The 19,997-nt window shown below is 72.3% G+C and carries 16 protein-coding genes, 1 pseudogene and 1 riboswitch; of the genes and pseudogenes, 11 read left to right on the top strand and 6 right to left on the bottom strand.

All coding sequences use genetic code 11. From position 1 onward, the window contains the following. Positions 1–21: 21 nt before the first annotated feature. Both ACFY2A_RS06345 and ACFY2A_RS06350 read left to right on the top strand, forming a co-directional pair. Positions 22–3,936: pseudogene (locus ACFY2A_RS06345) on the top strand (DNA translocase FtsK 4TM domain-containing protein); the annotation flags it as partial. A 10-nt stretch (positions 3,937–3,946) separates the two neighbouring features. Next, entirely contained in the window at positions 3,947–4,324 is a 378-nt protein-coding gene (locus ACFY2A_RS06350; RefSeq protein WP_387169181.1) for a VOC family protein, read from the top strand. A 111-nt stretch (positions 4,325–4,435) separates the two neighbouring features. On the opposite strand, the gene ACFY2A_RS06355 is transcribed toward ACFY2A_RS06350, so the two are convergent. Together ACFY2A_RS06355 and ACFY2A_RS06360 are read right to left on the bottom strand one after the other, a co-directional pair. Next, a complete protein-coding gene (locus ACFY2A_RS06355; protein ID WP_164445641.1) occupies positions 4,436–4,663 on the bottom strand; it encodes a hypothetical protein in 228 nt (75 codons plus the stop codon). A 102-nt stretch (positions 4,664–4,765) separates the two neighbouring features. Further along, entirely contained in the window at positions 4,766–5,080 is a 315-nt protein-coding gene (locus tag ACFY2A_RS06360; protein ID WP_363917154.1) for an SMR family transporter, read from the bottom strand. 58 nt (positions 5,081–5,138) lie between these two features. Further along, a riboswitch (guanidine-III (ykkC-III) riboswitch) is annotated at positions 5,139–5,204 on the bottom strand. 90 nt (positions 5,205–5,294) lie between these two features. Between ACFY2A_RS06360 and ACFY2A_RS06365 the strand changes: the two genes are divergently transcribed. The 7 genes from ACFY2A_RS06365 (at position 5,295) to ACFY2A_RS06395 (ending at position 11,593) form a co-directional block, all read left to right on the top strand. Beyond that, positions 5,295–6,218, top strand: a complete 924-nt coding sequence (locus ACFY2A_RS06365; protein ID WP_387169185.1) for an ornithine cyclodeaminase family protein — start codon at positions 5,295–5,297, stop codon at positions 6,216–6,218. Between the two features lie 57 nt (positions 6,219–6,275). Then, positions 6,276–7,763, top strand: a complete 1,488-nt coding sequence (gene rimO, locus ACFY2A_RS06370; RefSeq protein WP_387169188.1) for a 30S ribosomal protein S12 methylthiotransferase RimO — start codon at positions 6,276–6,278, stop codon at positions 7,761–7,763. A gap of 71 nt (positions 7,764–7,834) precedes the next feature. After that, a complete protein-coding gene (gene pgsA, locus ACFY2A_RS06375) occupies positions 7,835–8,422 on the top strand; it encodes a CDP-diacylglycerol--glycerol-3-phosphate 3-phosphatidyltransferase (RefSeq protein WP_387169191.1) in 588 nt (195 codons plus the stop codon). Positions 8,423–8,487: 65 nt separating this feature from the next. Next, entirely contained in the window at positions 8,488–8,991 is a 504-nt protein-coding gene (locus ACFY2A_RS06380) for a CinA family protein (protein WP_387169195.1), read from the top strand. Between the two features lie 275 nt (positions 8,992–9,266). Then, on the top strand, positions 9,267–9,725 hold the full coding sequence (locus ACFY2A_RS06385; RefSeq protein WP_363917164.1) for a helix-turn-helix transcriptional regulator: 459 nt from the start codon (positions 9,267–9,269) through the stop codon (positions 9,723–9,725). A 184-nt stretch (positions 9,726–9,909) separates the two neighbouring features. Continuing rightward, positions 9,910–10,770, top strand: coding sequence for a PspA/IM30 family protein (locus ACFY2A_RS06390; protein WP_363917166.1), 861 nt, complete (start codon positions 9,910–9,912; stop codon positions 10,768–10,770). A 40-nt stretch (positions 10,771–10,810) separates the two neighbouring features. Then, on the top strand, positions 10,811–11,593 hold the full coding sequence (locus tag ACFY2A_RS06395) for a hypothetical protein (RefSeq protein WP_387169199.1): 783 nt from the start codon (positions 10,811–10,813) through the stop codon (positions 11,591–11,593). Positions 11,594–11,697: 104 nt separating this feature from the next. On the opposite strand, the gene ACFY2A_RS06400 is transcribed toward ACFY2A_RS06395, so the two are convergent. Further along, positions 11,698–15,423: a hypothetical protein gene (locus ACFY2A_RS06400; RefSeq protein ID WP_387169202.1), complete on the bottom strand. Its 3,726-nt coding sequence runs from the start codon at positions 15,421–15,423 to the stop codon at positions 11,698–11,700. Positions 15,424–15,729: 306 nt separating this feature from the next. Then, entirely contained in the window at positions 15,730–16,533 is an 804-nt protein-coding gene (locus ACFY2A_RS06405; RefSeq protein ID WP_387169205.1) for a zinc finger domain-containing protein, read from the bottom strand. A 110-nt stretch (positions 16,534–16,643) separates the two neighbouring features. Here ACFY2A_RS06405 and ACFY2A_RS06410 point away from each other — a divergent pair, with 110 nt between their 5' ends. After that, complete coding sequence (locus ACFY2A_RS06410) at positions 16,644–17,846, top strand: hypothetical protein (RefSeq protein WP_387169208.1); 1,203 nt, start codon at positions 16,644–16,646, stop codon at positions 17,844–17,846. 94 nt (positions 17,847–17,940) lie between these two features. On the opposite strand, the gene ACFY2A_RS06415 is transcribed toward ACFY2A_RS06410, so the two are convergent. Continuing rightward, positions 17,941–18,183 (bottom strand): CPCC family cysteine-rich protein, encoded by a 243-nt coding sequence (locus ACFY2A_RS06415; protein WP_210937277.1) that lies wholly within the window; start codon positions 18,181–18,183, stop codon positions 17,941–17,943. Between the two features lie 26 nt (positions 18,184–18,209). Next, positions 18,210–19,151: an S-adenosyl-l-methionine hydroxide adenosyltransferase family protein gene (locus ACFY2A_RS06420; RefSeq protein ID WP_387169211.1), complete on the bottom strand. Its 942-nt coding sequence runs from the start codon at positions 19,149–19,151 to the stop codon at positions 18,210–18,212. A 133-nt stretch (positions 19,152–19,284) separates the two neighbouring features. Here ACFY2A_RS06420 and ACFY2A_RS06425 point away from each other — a divergent pair, with 133 nt between their 5' ends. After that, positions 19,285–19,905, top strand: a complete 621-nt coding sequence (locus tag ACFY2A_RS06425) for a hypothetical protein (protein WP_387169214.1) — start codon at positions 19,285–19,287, stop codon at positions 19,903–19,905. The last annotated feature ends 92 nt before the right edge of the window (positions 19,906–19,997 follow it).

Consider the following 19,997-nt stretch of genomic DNA (forward strand, 5'->3'; position numbering starts at 1 on the left):
GCCCGCCGTTACGGTGATGCTATGGCGGGCCGTACCCCTCAGGCGAGTCGGCGGCGCGGCGCGTCGCCGCGTGGCAGCACGAACAGTCGTGCCCGCCAGCCGGCCAAGAAGACCCGTACGCCGGTGCGGCGCCGCACCTCGACGAGGGGGCCGGGCCCGGCCGCGTACGTCGGTCGGGCGATCCAGGCGCTGTGGATGGGGCTGGCCAACGGGGTCGGCTGGGCGGTGCGCGCCGCCGGCCGGCAGGCCGCCTCGGCCCGCGATCTCGACCCGGAGCACCGCCGCGACGGCGCCGGCCTGCTGCTCATCGGTTTCGCCCTGCTCGGTGCGGGCGCGATCTGGTTCTCGGCGGCCGGCCCGGTCGGTGCCCGACTGGCCGACACGGTGCGACTCTTCCTCGGTGCGATCTCCATCGTGGTGCCGGTGCTGCTGGGCATCGGCGCATGGCGGCTGATGCGTCAGCCCGGCGACCCCGAGCATCGGGGGCGGGGGCTGGTCGGCTGGGGTTCCATGCTGGTCTCCACCGCGGCACTGCTGCACATCGGCCAGCAGCCGGCCGGCCCGGGCGAGCGGGACTTCGCCGGTGGCCTGATCGGCGCCGGCGTCGGCAGCGTGCTGGAGCGGGCGGTCACCGCCTGGGTGGCGGTGCCGCTGCTTGTCCTGCTGCTGGTGTTCGGGTTGCTGGTGGTCACCGCGACGCCGATCAACAAGATCCCCGAGCGGCTCGGTCTGCTGGCCGGCAGCATGGTCGGGCAGGACGACCCGGAGACGACGGAGGCGCCCGCGACACCGGCCCGGCGACGCCCCACCAAGCGCACGGCGCCGCCGGTCGACCCGGACGAGTTCGACGACCTGGACGGCGCGGACCTGCAGGAGACCATGGTCCTGCCGCGCAAGGCGCCGTCCCGGGTGCCGGCCAGCCGCAAGCCCGCCGAGCCGCCGGAGCACTCGCCCGCGCCGACCCGGGCCGAGCAACTCGCGCTGACCGGCCTGGCCGGCGACTACACGCTGCCCCCGTCGAACATGCTCGGCAGTGGGGCCGCCCCGAAGACCCGCAGCAAGGCCAACGACGAGGTGATCGCCGCGCTCACCGGCGTCTTCGACCAGTTCGACGTGGACGCGGCGGTGACCGGCTTCACCCGGGGTCCGACGGTGACCCGCTACGAGGTCGAACTGGGCCACGGCGTCAAGGTCGAGCGGATCACCCAACTCTCCCGCAACATCGCGTACGCGGTGAAGTCCCCGGACGTGCGCATCCTGAGCCCGATCCCGGGCAAGAGCGCGGTGGGTGTGGAGATCCCGAACACCGACCCGGAGAACGTGGCCCTCGGCGACGTGCTGCGCTCGCGCGCCGCCACCAGCGACCACCATCCGATGGTGGTCGCCCTCGGCAAGGACATCGAGGGCGGCTACGTGGTGGCCAACCTGGCGAAGATGCCGCACATCCTGATCGCGGGGGCCACCGGCGCGGGCAAGGCTCTAGCCCTGGACACGCCGATAGCCACGCCTGAGGGCTGGTCAACCATGGGCGACTTGCGTGTGGGGGACCGGGTGTTCGACGAGCAGGGCCGGCCATGCACGGTGGTGGCCGCCACGCCTACGATGCTTGGCCGGCCGTGCTACGAGGTCGAGTTCTCCGACGGCACAGTGATCGTGGCTGACGCCAACCACGAATGGCGTACGACGACGCGTGCCGGGCGCACTCAGCGCAGGCATGGGTGGAAGGACGGGTCCTACTGGTCGCCGGAGGATCGCGGCCTGATCTCCGGCCGGTTGGCCAAGGTACTGGCGGAGCCGGATCGCCCAGTGTCGAGCAGAGAAATCTTGACGGAACTCGGACCGCAGTTCCGGAACGTTCTATACCGGATTCTCGGGAGTATGCAGAAGCAGCCGACGCTCGGCCGTGCGCGGTATGAGCGAGACGGTCGTCTGATCACTCGTTGGGTTTCCACCTACTCCCGCCATCAGGTGTACGAGGCTCTGTACATGCGGGTGAACGACCCTGGTCGGTCAGGCGGCAGGGAGCATCACGACCGAGGCACAGTGACGACGGCAAGCATTGCAGCGACCCTGCGGGTCGGACGGAACAAGCAGTGGGCCAACCACGCGGTGGACGTGGCCGGTCCGTTGAGCTGCACCGAACAGGAACTGCCTATCGAGCCCTACACCCTGGGTTGCTGGTTGGGTGACGGGACGACCGGTTCTGCCATGCTTACCTCCGCGGACGACGAGATCCTCGATCAGATCCGCTTGGACGGTTACATGCTGACCAAGCATCCGGGTAGCAAGCTTCACTACACCATCTCGAACCGTCACGACCGCGATCGACGTGTCGCAGAAGCTCTACTGCTCGTAGATCAGGGCATGAGTGGGCCGGCGGCGGCCAGCCACGTCGGCGTCTCGACCACAGCCGTGTATCTCGCGCGGAAGCAGCGTGGACAATCTGGCGCCATCACCTCACCGATACCGCCCGGTCCCGGCCGGGAGGCGTACCGGACGATGCGTGCTCTCTTCCGGGATATCGGGGAGAAGCACATCCCTCCGCCCTATCTGAGGGCCTCCGAGCCGCAGCGGCGAGCTCTGCTGGCTGGTTTGCTGGACACCGATGGCACCGTCTCGAAGCGGGGCGGTGTGGAACTGGCGCTCACAAACGACCGGCTTGCCCGGGACGCTCTCGAACTCATCCTCAGCCTCGGCTACCAGGCGACGATGACAACGAAGGCCGTTCGGGGAAGGAAGCCGACCACCTCCACCTGTTACCGGATTCGCTTCACTCCCAAGGACAAGGTGTTCCGGCTCAGCCGTAAGCTGAGCCGGCAGGTGGTGGCCACCCGGTCCACGACATCGCGGCGGTACATCGTTGATGTGCGGCCGGTACCGTCGGTGCCTGTCCGGTGCATCCAGGTGGACAGTCCGAGCCACATGTACCTGGCCAGCCTGGCCTGCATACCGACCCATAACTCGAGCATCCTCAACTCGCTGCTCGTGTCGGTTCTGACCCGGGCGACGCCGGACGAGGTGCGGCTGCTGCTGATCGACCCGAAGCGGGTCGAGATGACCGGTTACGAGGGCATCCCGCACCTGGTCACCCCGATCGTGACGAACGCCAAGAAGGCGGCCGACTCGCTCGAATGGGTCGTCCGAGAGATGGACATGCGCTACGACGACCTCGCCGCGAACGGGGTCCGGCACATCGACGACTTCAACCGGAAGGTGCGCAACGGCGAGATCAAGGCGCCACCGGGCAGTGAGCGGGAGATGCGTCCGTACCCGTACCTGCTGGTGATCGTGGACGAGTTGGCCGACCTGATGATGGTGGCCCCGCGCGACGTCGAGGACTCGATCGTGCGGATCACCCAGCTCGCCCGGGCCGCCGGCATCCACCTGGTGCTCGCCACCCAACGGCCCTCGGTCGACGTGGTGACCGGCCTGATCAAAGCCAACGTGCCGTCCCGGCTGGCGTTCGCCACCTCCTCGCTTGCCGACTCCCGGGTCATCCTCGACCAGCCGGGCGCGGAGAAGCTGCTCGGGCGCGGTGACGGGCTGTTCCTGCCGATGGGGGCCTCGAAGCCGGTGCGGATCCAGGGTGCCTGGGTCACCGAGCGCGAGATCAACGATGTGGTGAAGTTCTGCAAGGACCAGCGTGAGCCGGAGTTCCGCCCGGACGTGCTGGCCCCCGCGCAGGACAGCAAGAAGAAGATCGACGAGGACATCGGCGACGACCTGGACCTGCTGGTGCAGGCGGTCGAACTGGTGGTCACCTCGCAGTTCGGCTCGACCTCGATGCTGCAACGCAAGTTGCGGGTCGGCTTCGCGAAGGCGGGCCGGCTGATGGACCTGATGGAGACCCGGGGCGTGGTCGGCCCCTCGGAGGGCTCCAAGGCGCGCGACGTGCTGGTCAAGCCGGACGAGTTGGAAGAGGTCCTGGAGGGCCTGCGGGGCGGCGATGGCTGAGCCGACGGCACCGGCCAGCGAGCTGTTTCCGATCATCACGGCCGCCGATCTGGACGCCGCACTGCGCTTCTACGAGGGCCTGCTGGGCCGCCGCGTCGAGTACCGCTTCCCGGAGACCGGGGAGGCCGCGTACGTCTCGCTGCGCTTCGGTGACGGTCAGTTGGGCATCGGGCGTCAGGAGCCCGACGGGCAGCCCGCCGGGCCGGCAACCCTCTGGGTGTACGTCGCGGACTGCGCCGCGGCGCTGGCCCGGCTGGCCAGGGCGGGCGTGGAGGTGATCGCCGAGCCGCAGACGCAGCCGTGGGGCGAGCGGATGGCGATCGTCCGCGACCCGGACGGCAACCGGGTCCTGGTCGCCGACCACGGCTGACCAACCTTCGTTACTCAAGGTGAATTCCCGCCCGGGAACTCAACGCAGGGGTGAAACAGGTCATGGAGACGGCCCGCCGCGGAATGCGGCGGGCCGTCGAGGTCGGCGGGATCAGAGGGCGCTGAGGATCAGCATGCTCAGCAGCATGGCGACCACGTTGGCCGCGGCGGCGTACCAGCCGAGCGGTTTGTCACCGAGCACCGCGCCGACGACGCCGAGGACCAGACCGATGACTCCGAAGAGGACCGGGTTGAGCAGCAGCGCGAGTACCGCGCACACGAAACCCACAATGGTGCAGATGCGGGCGGCGCTGGTCGAGCGGACGGTGCTGGTGGCCATGTCTTCCTCCAAGGGATGAGTCTCAGGTCTGCTGTCCGCGTCTCTACCCACTACGGACGTTCGTCACGCCCACGCCGTGCAGACTCGCCACCCGCCCGCGACTCAGTGGAACAGCTTGAGCCCGACCACGCCGGCCACCACCAGCAGCAAACTGAGCAGGCGGGGCAGGTTGGCCGGCTCGCCGAGCGCCACCATGCCGACGACGGCGGTGCCGACCGCGCCGATGCCGACCCACACCGCGTAGCCGGTGCCAACCGGAATCTCCCGCAGCGCGTACGCCAGCCCGGCCATGCTCAGCACCAGTGTGATCGCGAAGACCACCGAGGCGACGGGTCGGGTGAATCCGGCGGAGCGGTCCAGGGCGATCGCCCAGGCCGTTTCGAGCAGTCCGGAGAGCACCAGCACGATCCAGGCCATCGGGTCACCTCTTCGGCAGTGGCCCGGCCACCGGGGCCGGGACGAGTCGGGTCCATGATCCGGGGCGTCTTGCCTGACCGGGTACGCCCACGACTCGTCCGGGGCGGCCACGCGGGCCGCCGGAATCGACCGTAGCACCGGGTCGAGGGGTGTCCGGGTGAGACGGATCACCCGGGATGGACTTCAAGCTTGCTTCAAGCTGCACCATGGATCCGTGACCGTGCTCATCTCCGATCCGGAGGTCGCCGCCGCGCTGGACGCAGCGACCTCGGTCGACGCGATGCGTCAGGCCCTGCTCGCCGCGTACGACGGGCGGCTCGTCGCGCCGCCCCGGGCCGCCGCGTCGCTCGGCGCCGGCCGGATGGTGCTCACCGCCGGGCACCTCGTCGGGCAGTGGTACGGATACCGGGCGTACGACACGTTCGGGCACCCGGAGACCGAGCAGGTGGTGGTGCTGCACGACGGGCGGACCGGCGCGGTACGGGCTGTGGCCGTGGGGGAGGAACTGGGTTCCCGGCGCACCGGTGCGCTGGGCGGGGTGGCGGTGGACACGCTGGCCCGCGCGGACGCGGCCACCGTCGGCGTGATCGGTTCCGGCGGTCAGGCGTGGACCCAGGTCTGGGCCACCGCCGCCGTGCGACGCCTGCGGGAGGTGACCGTGCACAGCCGCTCGGCGGCGCGTCGGGAGGCGTTCGCCGCCCGGGTGTGGGCCGAACTCGGCATCCCGGCCCGCGCCGTGGACACCGCCCGGGAGGCGGTACGCGACCGGGACGTGGTGGTGTTGGCCACCACCAGCCCGACACCGGTGCTGAGCGCTGCCGACCTGCGCCCCGGAACCCACGTCAACGCGGTCGGCTTCAAGCAGGTGGACCGCGCGGAGTTCGGCACCGACCTGCTCGACGCGGCCGCCGTGCTGGCCAGTGATTCGGTGGCGCAGGCGATGTCGTACGCCCCGCCGATGCTCGCCGCGCTGCCGCCGTACGCCTCCCGGCTGCGCGACCTGGGCGCGGTGCTGGCCGGCAGGGCACCCGGTAGGACCGGCGCGGACCAGATCTCGGTCTTCTGCTCGGTCGGTCTGGCCGGCACCGAGGTCTTCCTGCTCGACCGCGTGGTCCGGATCCTCGCCACGGCGGTCTGACCCGACCCGGCGCAGACCGCCGTCGCCGGTGTGGGCTCCGCCGCCCGGTACCCTCGGATGGTGTCTGCCACCTCCTCGCCTTCCCCCGATGGTCGCCGGGTCGCACTGCTGACCCTGGGCTGTGCCCGCAACGAGGTCGACTCGGAGGAGCTGGCCGCCCGCCTGCACGCCGACGGCTGGCAGGTGACCACCGACGGCGAAGGCGCCGACGTGGTGGTCGTCAACACCTGCGGGTTCGTGGAGAAGGCCAAGCAGGACTCCATCCAGACGCTGCTGGCCGCCGCCGACACCGGGGCGAAGGTGGTGGCCGCTGGCTGCATGGCCGAGCGGTACGGCCGGGAACTGGCCGACAGCCTCCCCGAGGCGCAGGCGGTGCTCAGCTTCGACGACTACCCCGACATCGCCGCCCGGCTGGACGCGGTGGTGGCCGGCCGGGAGGTCGCCGCGCACACCCCCCGCGACCGGCGTGAGCTGCTGCCGCTGACCCCGGTCGCGCGGCGCGACAGCGCGGTCTCCCTGCCCGGGCACGGCCGCAACACCGACGTCGACGAGCACACCCCGGCCCACCTGCGTACGGTGCTGCGTCGCCGGTTGGACAGCGGCCCGGTGGCCTCGCTCAAGCTGGCCAGCGGCTGCGACCGGCGATGCGCGTTCTGCGCCATTCCCGCCTTCCGGGGCGCCTTCGTCTCGCGTACCCCGGACGAGCTGCTCGCCGAGGCCGAGTGGCTGGCCAAGAGCGGCGTCCGGGAACTCGTGCTGGTCAGCGAGAACTCGACCTCGTACGGCAAGGACCTGGGCGACCCGCGCGCGCTGGAGAAGCTGCTGCCCCAACTCGCCGCCGTCGACGGCATCGTCCGGGTGCGGGCCAGCTACCTCCAGCCCGCCGAGACCCGGCCCGGGCTGATCGAGGCGATCGCCGGCACGCCGGGGGTGGCACCCTACTTCGACCTGTCGTTCCAGCACTCCAGCGAGCCGGTGCTGCGCCGGATGCGTCGTTTCGGCTCGACCGACCGTTTCCTGGAACTGCTCGCCGCCGCCCGGCAGCTGGCGCCAGAGGCCGGGGCACGCAGCAACTTCATCGTCGGGTTCCCCGGCGAGACCCGGGGCGACATCGACGAGCTGGTGCGGTTCCTCACCGAGGCCCGGCTCGACGCGATCGGCGTCTTCGACTACAGCGACGAGGACGGCACGGAGGCGGCCGGACTGTCCGGCAAGGTCTCCGCCGCCACCATCAAACGCCGGTACGACAGGCTCAGCGCGCTCGCCGACGAGCTGTGTTCGCAGCGGGCCGAGGACCGCCTCGGCTCGACGGTGGAGGTGCTCGTCGACTCGGTCGACGGTGGGGTCGTCGAGGGACGGGCCGCACACCAGGCACCGGAGGTGGACGGGTCGACCACCCTGGTCGCCCCCGACGACGGCGGCGTCGACCTGGCCGCGCTGCGCCCCGGAGACCTGGTCCGCGCCACGGTGACCGGTACCGAGGGCGTCGACCTGCTCGCCGTGCCGGATGAGATGATCTCCGCCGCGCCCGGCGCGGCGCGGTGACGGTGGGCTGGGACGAGGCGGAGGAGGCACGAGGTGCGGTGCCGGGTGCGCCACCCGAGCGGGGCGATTCGATGACCGGGGCGACGGAGTCGCCTGCGGTGCCGGTGGTGGCCCGGGTTCCCGTGGTGAACGCCGCCAACGCCCTGACCGCGCTGCGGCTGGCGCTCGTACCGGTCTTCGCCGCCTCGGTGGTCATGTCGGGGATGACCCACGCCGGATGGCAGGTCATCGCCTGCGTGATCTTCGCCGTGGCCTCGGTGACGGATCTGGTCGACGGGTGGATCGCGCGGAGGTTCGCGCTGGTCACCGCCGTGGGGAAGGTGGCCGACCCGATCGCCGACAAGGCGCTCACCGGCGCCGCCCTGCTGCTGTTGTCCTGGTACGACCGGTTGCCCTGGTGGGTGACGGCGGTCATCCTGGCCCGGGAGCTGGGGATCACGGCCCTGAGGTTCTGGGTGATCCGCCGCGGCGTGATCGCCGCGAGCCGGGGCGGAAAGATCAAGACCGCACTCCAGGTGCTGGCCATCACCTGGTACCTGTGGCCGATGCCGGCCGCCCTGACCCCGATCGGGCCCTGGATCATGGGCGCGGCGGTCGCGGTCACCCTCGTCACCGGGCTGGACTACATCGCCCAGGCCGCCCGGTTGCGTCGCACTTAGGGGTGAGAGCGGGTCAACGGCGTTGCGACGCGTAGACCACGCCAGGGCCGGGAAGGATGCAGATCATGGGTGTACGCGAGGGCGAGGGTTCGATGGGCGCGGCGGCGGCGGGCGTGGTGCACCGCCTCGCCGAGCGGCGGGAGACGTTCGCCACCGTCGAGTCGTTGACCGGAGGCCTGCTGGCCGCCACGGTCGTGGAGATCGCCGGAGCGAGCGCCGTCTACCGGGGCGGGCTGGTGGTCTACGCCACCGAGCTGAAGGAGCGGCTGGCTGACGTACCGGCGGATCTGCTGACGGAGCGTGGCCCGGTCGATGCCGACGTGGCAAAGGCACTCGCCGAGGGTGGGCGGCGACGCTGTGGTGCCGACTGGGGCCTGGCCACCACCGGTGTGGCCGGACCGGAACCGCAGGACGGCAAGCCGGTCGGCTTGGTCTTCATCGCGGTCGCCGGCCCGGACGGCACCGAGGTTCGGCAACTCGACCTCGACGGTGGTCGCGACCAGGTCCGGGGTGCGGCCGTGACCGAGGCCCTGCGCCTGCTGGCCGACCACATCCAGGTTCCGACCTGATCCCGCTGCCCCTCTTCTCCGACGTTGCTGTTCTTCTCCGACGGCGCTGTTCTCCGACGGCGCTGCTCGATGGCACTTCAGGCGCCGTTGTCCCGGCGTGTCGGACAACTGCGCGGCCACCGATCGATCGAGCGGTCGGCGGCGGCCGTGGGATGACCGGGCGGGGCGGGATGTCGTGGCGGCGCACAGCGGGTACGGTTGCGGGAAAGCTCCGACAGCCGGTGCTCCCGCAGGGCCGGTCGGCCGGGCGAACTGTGTCCCTCAGGGGAGGTGCGATGGTCCTGCTACGCCGGGTGATCGGTGACGCACTACGGGCGCGCCGGCAGGGGCAGCACCGCACGCTGCGCGAGGTCTCGTCCGCAGCCAACGTCAGCCTGGGCTACCTGTCGGAGATCGAACGCGGCCAGAAGGAGCCCTCCAGCGAACTGCTCGCGGCGATCTGCGACGCGCTGGGTGCCCGCCTCTCCGAGCTGCTGCGCGAGGTCAGCGACACGGTCGCGCTCGCCGAACAGATGCCGGGCGTGCTGGTGCCGGTGCAGGACGAGCCGGCCGAGTCGACGCCGGTCGCCGCCGCGTCGGTGCACAAGGCCACCGGTCGGGGCGTACGCCAGGTCACCTCGGACGGCAACGTCGCCGTCTCGGTGCGGCAGGACTCTCCGCTCAAGGCCACGCTGCGCAGCGCCCGGGTCCGACCCGCCGACCGCAGCGACCGGGACGTGGTCTGCGCCGCCTGAGCCTCGCGGCCGATGGTCGCGGTAGCTCCCGCCGCGTAGGGTTGATCGCGGACGTCCCCTCTCGCCGGTACGGATGCCGTGTTGGCGCCCGGCTGGGACGATGGAACCACCATCGCCGGTAGCCGAGCCGATTTCCCCGGGGGTGGGGCAGGCGTAGCGACGTGATTGAGGGGATACCGCGGAGATGGCGAACCCGTTCGTCAAGGGGTGGAAGTACCTGATGGCGCTCTTCGGCGCCCGTATCGACGAGCACGCCGACCCGAAGGTGCAGCTCCAGCAGGCCATCGACGAGGCGCACCGGCAGCACCAGGCGCTCGTCCAGCAGGCCGCCGCCGTGATCGGCAACCAGCGGCAGTTGGAGATGAAGCTGTCCCGGCAGATGTCCGACGTCGAGCGCTTGCAGGCCAATGCCCGCCAGGCGCTGGTCCTGGCCGACCAGGCGCGGGCCAAGGGCGACGAGGCCGAGGCCGGGCGGTACGAGCAGTCCGCGCAGACCCTGGCCACCCAGTTGGTCAACGCCGAACAGTCCGCGGAGGACCTGAAGACCCTGCACGACCAGGCGCTGGCCGCCGCCGGGCAGGCCCGCCGGGCGGTGGAGAACAATTCCATGATCCTCCAGCAGAAGCTCGCCGAGCGCGCCAAGCTGCTCAGCCAGCTGGAGCAGGCCAAGATGCAGGAGAGCGTCGCCGCCTCGCTGGAGTCGATGTCGGCGCTCACCGCTCCCGGCAGCACCCCCACCCTCGACGAGGTACGCGAGCGCATCGAACGCCGTTACGCCAACGCCATGGGCCGCGCCGAACTGGCCGGCAACTCCACCGAGGGTCGGATGCTGGAGATCCAGAAGGCGACCCTGGACACGGCCGGTTCCGCCCGGCTGGACCAGATCCGCGCCAGCATGGCCGGCGACCAGCTCGGCGCGGGCGCTGACCGTGGTGCCGTCACCGACCAGCCGACCACGGCCGATCCGGGGGTGGCCCGGCTCGACGAGATCCGCGCCAGCATGAGCCGTGAGCGCGGCACCGGCGACACCACGGCCGCCGGCTGAGCGGAGATCGCCCACTTAGCGGAGAATCGAGGAGGCCACGGTGGCAGCGGACGAGCGCACCCGGTATTTCCGCCGGCTGAGCAGGCTGCGCGGCTCCGCCCGCCGGTGGAGCGTCCTGGCTGGCGGGCTCGGTGGCGCGACAGCGGTGCTGACCCCGTACGCCGGGATTGGTCTGGCCGACGCGGCCTGGGCCGCCACCGCGGGCGCGGCCACCGCCCTGGCCGCCTGGCGCTGGATCGATCTGCGGGCCCTCGCCGCCCAACCCGCCCCGCCACCGCTGGATCCGGCCCAGGTGGCCGCCCGTAACCGGGCCCGCCTGGTCGCCGCCGTGGAACGACTCCCCGCCGGGGCCGGTGTGCTGGCCGAGGTGCGTCGGGTCCGCTCCCGCACCGCGCTGCGCGGCACCACCGCCGCCCAGCCGTGGGAGCGCCTGGACCGGGCCGCCGCGACCATGGCCTCCATGTCGGGCCGGCTGACCGGCCTCGCCGAACCGGCCGTCGCTGAAGCCTCCGCCGCCGAGCATTCCCTGCGCGAGCTGGCCAACCGGGTCGCCAGCGTGGAACGCGCGGTACGCCTTGCCCCCGCCGACGCGAAGCCACCGCTGGCCGAGGCGCACCGCGCGCTCACCGGGCAGTTGGAGACGGGCGTGGCGGCGTACGAGCGCCTGGTGGTCGCCGCCGCCGGCTACCTAGCCGAGGAGTACCGCCCGGAGACCGAACACCCCGCCGCCGCCCGCCTGACCGAAGCGACGGACCTCCTCCACGGCTTCGCCTCAGCCCTGTCCGAGCTACGCACCGTCTCCCGCCCCGCCCCCACCCCCTGACCGTCGCGTTGATCAAGAAGTTTGCGTCGGGATCTGGCCACGACTGAGACCAGAATCTCTTGGTCAACAACCGGCTGGGTCGCGCGACAGGCCGAGACCGCCGGTCAGGATGGGGTGGTGACTGGGATGGGGCCGGTGTACGGGGAGGCGCCGACGACGTTGAACGAGCGCACCCGGTAGTGGTAGGTGACGCCCCGGGCCAGGCCGGTGTTGGTGAAGCCGCGGCCGGTGACGGTGAAGGTGGCCAGTTCCCGGGTGAACGCCGGGTCCAGGGCCCGCTCCACGGTGAAGCCGGCGCCCTGGCCGGCGGGGGTGCTGGCGGACCAGCCCAGCACCACTGTCGCGGTGTCCGGGCCGGGAGCGGTGGTGGCCACGCTGACCGAGGTCGGTGTGCCGGGGGCGGGTGGGGTGGTCACCGTCGCCACTGTGGACCAGGGCGAGGCGGCACCCAGGTAGGTGGTGCGCACCCGGTAGTAGTAGGTGGTGTCGGGCGCGACGGCCGGGTCCAGGTGGTTGTCGCCGACGCTGATCGCGGTGGTGCCCGGCCCGCTGGTGAAGGTCGGGTTGGTGGCGCGTTGCACGTCGATGCCGGTGGCGAAGGAATGGTTGGCCCAGCGTAGGGCGACCCGCAGCGGTGCGGCGGGTGGAATTGTCGCGGTCAGCTTGGCCGGCGCGGTGAGCTGCACCGACGCGGGAACGCTGTTGGACCAGGTGGAGCAGCTGGTCGCGTTCTCGGCACGGATGCGGTAGTGGTAGCTGACGCCCGGGGTGACGGTGGCGTCGGTGTAGCGGGTCGCGGTGGCCGCCACGGTGATGGTGGTCAGCCCGTTGGTGAAGGTCGCGTCGGTGGCCCGTTGTAGCAGGTGGCTGGTGGCCGGTGGGCGGCTGCCGTTGCCGGTCCAGGCAAGGGTGATCGCCGGCAGCGCGGTTGCCGAGCCGGGGGCCGGTGCGGCGGTGAGCCCGGTCGGTGCCCGGGGCGAGACCCGCACCACCAGCGGCCGGCTCATGCCCAGGTCCCGGTGGCCGGCCGCCGCACTGCCCCAGCGGTACTCCCAACCGAGGTTGACAAGTTGGTTGACCACTGCGGCGGGCCGCCCGTCGACCGGGCTGATCGGGGTGGAGTCGAGCCGGGTGCCGGCCGGTCGGGTCGGGTCGAGCAGCCGTACGCTGTCGCCGATCTTGAACGGTAGGGCCGGTGCCTCGGGGCGCAGCGCGAGCAGCACGTCCTCACCGGGATCAACGCGTACCACCTGCTTCCAGCCGAGTTCGCCGGGGTGCGGTGGCCGGATCGTGCCGTCCCGGCCGACCCGGCCGATCACCTGCACGTCCAGGCCGTCGAACCGCACCGGATGGCTCTGCCGCCCGGAGCCGCGTACCCGCCAGAGCTGGCTGCCGTCGCCCGGTGTGCCGACGGACAGGGCCGGGTCGCTGGCATGCACCACCTCGGTCGCCGGTTCGGTGGGACCGAGCGGCAGGGTGGCCCCGCCTCGTGGTCCGTCGTGTGGGTGTGCCACGCCGAGCCGGGCGGTGAGCCGGCCGTACTCGGGTTCGAAGACCTGTCGCACGGACTTGAGGTTCAGCGGCAGGCTGACCGGCGCGCCGCCGGGCGGGGTGAACTCGACGGTGGTGGCGTGCACCGGGATCCGGGTGGGGGCGCTGGTGGTGCCGAAGCAGGGGTCGTAGGCCGGTTGCGGCACGACCGGCGGACGCTGGCTGGCCGCGTACGCGCCGGGCAGGCGGTCCCGCAGCCGGTCGAGGTCGTACGGCGTTGCCGGCGTGCCCGTCACCCGTAGCTGCATCAGGGTGCGGGTGTTCGGGCCGTACCCGGGCACGGTCGGCGGTGCGCCGCCCTCGGCGGTCCGGTCGGCCCCGCCGGTGTGGTGGTCGTAGCGGGGGTCGAAGCAGGGCAGCGGGGCGGGGCAGTCGTTGTAGAGGATCAGGGTGGTGCCGGGCTCGACGGTGGCGAGGTCCACCAGCACGTCGGCCCGCTCGCCGGGGGCGAGCAGCAGCGCGTGGCCGTCGACGTTGAGCACGGTCGGGTCGCGTCGGTCGTAGCGGAAGCCGATCGGCCGGTTCGGCACGACCACCGGTGCCGGCAGCAGGCCGCTCTCGTTGCCGATCCGAATCATCTCCGGGCCGGCCGCCGCCGGGTCCGGCACGCCGCCGGGCCGCCCGTCGGTGGGCCAGTCCGCCGGCCGGTCCGGGACGCGTACCGCGTCGACCATCGGCACCTCACCGGCGGCGGCGTCGGCGAGAGCGCCCTCCGGCGTCCACATCGGTGCGTCAGAGGCGGCCCGGTACAGCTGAAGGTTGAGCCAGCGGTCGGTGCAGGCGTTGAGGATCCGCCACCGGTGGACCTTCGGCTGCACCTCCAGGTACGGGTACGCGGCGCCGTTGACCAGGACCGTGTCGCCGTACGCGGCGGGCACGGCGCTCGGGTGCGGCACGCCGGGAGTCTCCGGTGGCTCGTCCGGGTCGGTGACCGGGTCGTGGTGCGGATTGGGCACGGCGGCGGCGGTGGCGGAGGGGTCGGCGGCGGCGGTACGCGACCAGGGCCCGTAGTCCCACCGGCCGGTCGGGTTGATTCCGTCGCGACGGTAGGGGTTCTGGCGGGACTGGTAGACGTGCGGGTGCCAGAGGGAGCCGCGGGCGCCCCACCGGTCCCGGTCCCAGGTCGGGTCCTGGGCGGCGAGCTGGGCGTCGTCCGGCACGAACGTCTTGTCCTCGAAGACCAGGGGCAACTGCTCGGCCGGCAGCGTCCCGTCGGCGATCAGCCGCTCCTGCGCGTCGTCGGTGAGCAGGTAGAGCGCGAGCTGACCGGAGTAGCTGGTCAACCGGGAGAGCCCGACGGTGTTGTCGTGGAACCAGAGCAGGCGCCCGCTCTGGTCGTTCGGGTAGTAGCGGGTGGTGGCGCCCTGCCCCGGGTGGGTCATGTCCGGCACGTGGGCCAGGCTGGCCCCGGTGGGGTAGGGGGTGATCTCACCCGCCGGGGTGATCCACTGCCATGGGCTGCCGGCGCTGATCCAGCCGGTGTGCGCGCCGCAGAGATGGGGCACGGCCCGGTTCTGGGGGTAGGGTGCCGGTCCGTCGAGGGGCCCCGGGCCGGCGCCGGGCACCGTCGGGTCGACCGGCAGGAAGAGGTCGCCGGTGGGCAGCTGGTTGATGAACTTGATGCGTACCGGCCGGCCGCGTCGGGCGAGCACGACCGGACCGAGATGCCAGGGTCGTCGTGGCGGGGCGACCGTGTTGTGCCCGTCCGGGTTCGTGCCCAGGTTGAGCTGGCGGTAGCCGCGCAGTCGGGTCGTCGGCAGGTCCCGGTGCAGCCGCTGGGTGTACTCCTGCAACCCGATCTCGTAGTAGTCGCAACCGGGATAGGTGATCGTGTCGGGCACGGCGACCGGCAGGTGGGCGCCGAGCGGGGTACGCCCCAGCGGGCCGAGGCCGGGCAGCGGGTCGACGAACTTGCGCAACCCGGTGCCGGTCACCACCTGCCCGTCCTCGTCTTGCACGGGCAGCGGACTGTAGGCGTGGTTCGGCGTCGGGCCGAAGCAGCGGGGTATCGCCGCCGGGTCGAGACTCGCCGGCCCGGGGCGCGGCGGTCCGAACGGTGCCGGTTCCGGATGCGGCGGCTCGGGTGCCGCCGGTGCCCGCGCCGGTGCGCCCGCACCGGTGTCGTCGGGACCGGTCCCGTCGGTGTCGGGAAGGGTGTGCGTGCCGTTCTCCGTGTCCGGGGCGGTCCGGGTGCTGGGGACGGCGCTCGGTGTGCCCGGCTGGTCGGTGCGGGCGACGCGGTCCAGCCAGGTCGACCGGAGTCTGCGGAACACGGTCATGGCTCTCCCGGTGATCGGGGCGCGACGGCCACCACCCCGACGTGGCGGCGCGGACGCGCGTGCTGACGTTCCGTGAGCCTCAACCGCAGCATGCGACGCAGGGTGGCCGGTTAGGAAGTCCCCTTTCGTGCCAATCTGCCGAGCTGCCGGCGTGTCGTCGCCGCCACTCCGCGCCCGTCGCGTGACCGGCCGTCCACCGGCTCCGACCTGCCCAGACCGGCGCGTGGAAGATGCACGGCGGCAGCCCGTCCGCCGGGTGGAAGATGCGGCCTCGCGGCCCGGCCCGGCGAGTGACCGGTACGCGGATCAGGCCGGATCACCCGGCTGGCAGGTGGGGCACCAGTAGGTGACCCGGTCGCCCAGCTCCTCCTTGCGGATGGCGGTGCCGCAACGCCGGCACGGCTGCGCCCGTCGCCCGTACACGTAGCTGGTCCGGCCACGCCCCAGCGAGCCGGTGGTGCTCTGCGTCCAGCGACCCCGGTTCGCGGCAAGCAACTTCTGCGCCAGGATCACCAGGCCAACGGGGTCGGGCACCTCCCGCACGGGGGTGCGGGGGTGGATGCCGCGGAGGAACAGCACCTCGCACTTGTAGAGGTTGCCGACGCCGGCCAGGATGCGCTGGTCGAGCAGGGCCACACCGACCGGGGTGTCCGGGTGGGCGGTGAGCCGACGGGTGGCCTCGGCCGGATCCCAGTCGGCGCCGAGCAGGTCGGGGCCGAGGTGACCGACGAGGCGCCCCTCGTCGGCGGTGGGCACCAGCGCCACCTCGTGCAGGTGGTAACCGACGGCGGTCGCGACCGGGGCGCGGAGCACCACCCGGATCAGGTGCGCCGGCCGAGCCGTCCACCGCTCCCCGGGGGCGTACGCCCGCCAGGTGCCGTCCATCCGCAGGTGCGAGTGCAGCGTCCAGCGCGATTCGCCGGTGCCGGCGGGGGCGTCCAGCCGGAGCAGCAGGTGTTTGCCCCGGCTCGCGCTGTCGCGTACCGACCAGCCGGCGAGGTCGGTGGTGGCGAGCGAGGGCACCCGAAAATCGCTGCCGGTCAGCCGAGTGCCGACCAGGGCGCGTTCCAGGACGCGGGCGGTGTTCCAGACGGTGTCACCTTCGGGCACGGCACCATTCTCCCTCACCCGAGCGCAATTCACATGTATCGCTATTTGTATGGCGCTTCTGTTCGATCTCCGGATATAGGCACTATCGGAGAGTTCTGAGGAGAATGCCGATGAATCGTCCCCGCAGTTCCGTCCTGGCCCTCGTCCTGGTCACCGTCCTCGCCGTCACCGTCCATCCCGACTCCGCCTCGTCGGCCGGCCGGGCCGACCGGTGGACTGCCGACCTGTCGGTCGTCGATGCTGACGACGTAAACGTGCGACACACCCGTGCGGGCCTGCGCCTGGCCGACGCCCGGCCACCCGGCGTGCCCGCCCGGCGTAGTGCGGTCGCCGAGGGCATGCTGGTGGCCGCACCGCGTACCCTCAGTCGCCCGGCCACCCGCATCCGCGCCCAGGTCACCAGCGTCGCCCGGCCCGGTGCCACCGCGATCGTCCAGGTCCGCGGTTGGCGGACGGCCGGCTGGACCGAGTGGCGCGACGCCGCGCCGGCGGCCGTCTTCGACCGGCCGGTCCGTCGGGTACAGGCCCGGGTGGTGCTGACCGGCAGCCCCTCCGGTGCCAGCACCCAGGTCCGCGCCGTCCGGCTCACCGCCGACACGGTCGCCGCCATCACCGCCGCCACCCCCGGCCTGACCTACCGGGTGTACGCGACCCGGATCGGACTGGTCGGCGAGCTGACCGCGAACGGGCACACGGTCCGCGCCCGGGACCATTTCGTCGCGTTGCCCTCCCGTCGGGGGCTGTCGCCACGCAACACCGGCGACTACACCGTGCGGGTCTGCACCATCACCGGCAGCCGCTGCGAGTACGCCCCGGTCTGGGACGTGGGCCCGTGGAACACCCGCGACGACTACTGGAACCTCAGCGCGGTGCGGGAGAACTGGAAGGCGCTACCGCAGGGCAGACCGCAGGCGCAGGCCGCCTACCAGAACGGTTACAACGGCGGGCGGGACCAGTTCGGCCGGGTGGTGCTCAATCCGGCCGGCATCGACCTCGCCGACGGGACGTTCTGGGACGGGTTGCAGCTGTCCACGAACGCCTGGGTCGACGTGGCGTACCTGTGGACCGGCACCGGCCCCCGAGGGGTGGTCGGTGACGGGCCACTGACCGTGCGATCGGGCCCCGGCACCGGATACCAGTCCCGGGGCCTGGCCGCGCAGTACGCCAACGTGCCGATCCAGTGTTACGTGACCGGGCAGACGATCGCCGGCCCCTACCGTACGACCAGCCGGTGGAACCGCCTGGCCAGCGGGCAGTTCGTCAGCCACGCGTACATCTCGACGGTCTGGGGCGGGTCGGTGCCGCTCTGCTGAGACCGGCATTCCGAGCCGGGTCGGCATCCTCCCAGGCCGGCCCGGCTCGGCTCGTCGTGTCAGCGTGGGCCGGGGGCTGCCCGTACCGGCTGGTTCAGGGCAGTTCCTCCGGCCTCGGCGTGCGCACCAACTCCTGGTACCGAGGGTGGCAGGCACCGTAGACGGCGAAGTTCAGGCGGGCGTGCGACAGGCTCAGGTCCCCGTTCGCCCCGCCGCGTACGACGTCCGCGTCGGCGTCGCCCTGACCGTCATCTGTCCAGAAACAGACCGGGCAGGTGCCACCGCCGGTCCGGTACGCGCAGCAGGGACAAGCGGCGGGAACCCAGCGATCATCCACCTTGACAGCTTTCCACAGTAGACGCTTCATCCGTGTTGTCCGGTAGCGTCCCCCACGACGCCGCAACCCCGGACCCGCAGCAGCGTACCCGGGACCACCGCGAGTAGTTCGGCGGCGTGTCCACCGTTGACGGAGAGCGCGACCCGGCCGGCGGAGTCGGCGTGCGCCACCAGGGCACCGACCGGGGCGTCGCCGAACGTACGTCCGTGCACCGCGTCCCGTTCCCACCGGCCGGCACTTGCCGGGCCGTCCTCGCCGGTCGGGTCGTGCGCCGTCGGCTCGCCGGTCGGGTCGTGCGCCGTCGGCTCGCCGGTCGCCGGGCGTACCCGCACCCGCGCCGGCAGGGGGTCCAGCAGCTCGGCCGGGGCGGCCAACTGGACGTTGCCGAAATGGTCCACCATCACCACCTCGGCGACGAACCCGTCCGGCAGCCGGCGGACGAGCGGTTCGGGCAGCCGCACCAGCGTCGCCGGGTCGACCGGCGGGCCGGCCTCGGCCAGCGGGGCACCGAGAGCCAGGCGGGCCGCGACCGGCGCGAAGACGTCCCGCCCGTGGAAGGTGGCCGACACCCGTGGCGCCAGCCAGCGCGGATTGGTCAGCTCCACCGCCCCATTGACCCCGCCGAGCGCCTCGGCGGCGTCCAGCAGCAGGCCGTTGTCGGGGCCCACCAGCAGGCCCGCGGGGGTGCCCAGCGCGACACCCCGGCGGCTCGTACCGACCCCGGGGTCGACCACCGCCACATGCACCCCCGGCGGCAGGTGCGGCACGGTCTGGGCCAGCACCGCAGCGCCCCGCCGGACGTCACCCGGCGGCACCAGGTGAGTCACGTCGATGACCCGCAGCGCAGGTGCGACGCGGGCGATCACCCCGTGGCAGGCCGCCACGAAGCCGTCGGCGAGGCCGTAGTCGGTGGTCAGCGAGACGACCTTGGCCGGTGGTCGGGACTCGTGGGCAGCGCTGCTGGTCACGGCACCGGATCGTACGCCCGTATCCGCCGACCCGGCGGACCCGTGACGTCGATGATCCGTTGCCGGAAAGCCGACAGCGTGGCTGACCGACCGGCCACTGCCGGTGGCGGTCCCGGTTGGACAGACTGCGTGGGTGAGTCACCGGATACTGCCAACCGTCGTTCTGCTCATGGCCACCGTGTCCCTCGCCGCCTGCGGTGCCGACCAGGACGCGCCGTCCGCCGCCGCACCGACACCGACCGTCGGCGGCCCGTCGGCCGCTCCGGCCCCACCGGACGCCGCATCTCCGCCGACCGGCGAGGCGACCCCGGCAGCCCCGGGCAACGCCGCCCCGGGCAGTGCCGATCCACCGCCGGCGTCCCGACCGGCGACGGCCGGACCGAACGTCGACGGCACCACCGAACGGCGTCCACCGAGCCCGCCGCCGGTGGTGCTGCCACCGCGCCAGGCCGGCGAGCCGACCGGCCGGGAGGTCGTGGCGGCGTTCCGGGCGGCCGGGCTCAAGGCGGCAAACGTCCGGGACCGGTCAGTCGACTGCGGACCAGACGGGTTGGGGCTGGGGTGCTCGGAGCTGGTCGTGACCGACAACGTGGCCGTCTACGTCTTCCCCGACGAGAGCAGTGCCGGTGACCTGGCCGAGCGGTGGAGCGGAGCCGCCTACCGCAGCGGCACCGTGGTACTCAACTACCTCGAGGCACCGACCCCCCTCGCCGACCGCCCCCACTACGAGAAAGTCCTCAAAACCCTTCCCTAACCCCACCCCACCCCCCACCGTCGCGCCGATCTTGCACTTTTGGTCGCTGAGATGCCCCACTTGAACGCAATTGTCGCGACGAAAAGTGCAAG

Source organism: Micromonospora sp. NPDC000442 (genome assembly GCF_042898635.1).
In the GTDB taxonomy this organism is placed as follows: domain Bacteria; phylum Actinomycetota; class Actinomycetes; order Mycobacteriales; family Micromonosporaceae; genus Micromonospora.

What these genes read in the sequence shown, in the direction of transcription:
- ACFY2A_RS06350 (WP_387169181.1), top strand. Translation starts at nt 3,947, where the DNA reads ATGGCTGAGCCGACGGCACCGGCCAGCGAGCTGTTTCCGATCATCACG.
- ACFY2A_RS06355 (WP_164445641.1), bottom strand. Translation starts at nt 4,663, where the DNA reads ATGGCCACCAGCACCGTCCGCTCGACCAGCGCCGCCCGCATCTGCACC.
- ACFY2A_RS06360 (WP_363917154.1), bottom strand. Translation starts at nt 5,080, where the DNA reads ATGGCCTGGATCGTGCTGGTGCTCTCCGGACTGCTCGAAACGGCCTGG.
- rimO (WP_387169188.1), top strand. Translation starts at nt 6,276, where the DNA reads ATGGTGTCTGCCACCTCCTCGCCTTCCCCCGATGGTCGCCGGGTCGCA.
- pgsA (WP_387169191.1), top strand. Translation starts at nt 7,835, where the DNA reads ATGACCGGGGCGACGGAGTCGCCTGCGGTGCCGGTGGTGGCCCGGGTT.
- ACFY2A_RS06380 (WP_387169195.1), top strand. Translation starts at nt 8,488, where the DNA reads ATGGGTGTACGCGAGGGCGAGGGTTCGATGGGCGCGGCGGCGGCGGGC.
- ACFY2A_RS06385 (WP_363917164.1), top strand. Translation starts at nt 9,267, where the DNA reads ATGGTCCTGCTACGCCGGGTGATCGGTGACGCACTACGGGCGCGCCGG.
- ACFY2A_RS06390 (WP_363917166.1), top strand. Translation starts at nt 9,910, where the DNA reads ATGGCGAACCCGTTCGTCAAGGGGTGGAAGTACCTGATGGCGCTCTTC.
- ACFY2A_RS06400 (WP_387169202.1), bottom strand. Translation starts at nt 15,423, where the DNA reads ATGACCGTGTTCCGCAGACTCCGGTCGACCTGGCTGGACCGCGTCGCC.
- ACFY2A_RS06410 (WP_387169208.1), top strand. Translation starts at nt 16,644, where the DNA reads ATGAATCGTCCCCGCAGTTCCGTCCTGGCCCTCGTCCTGGTCACCGTC.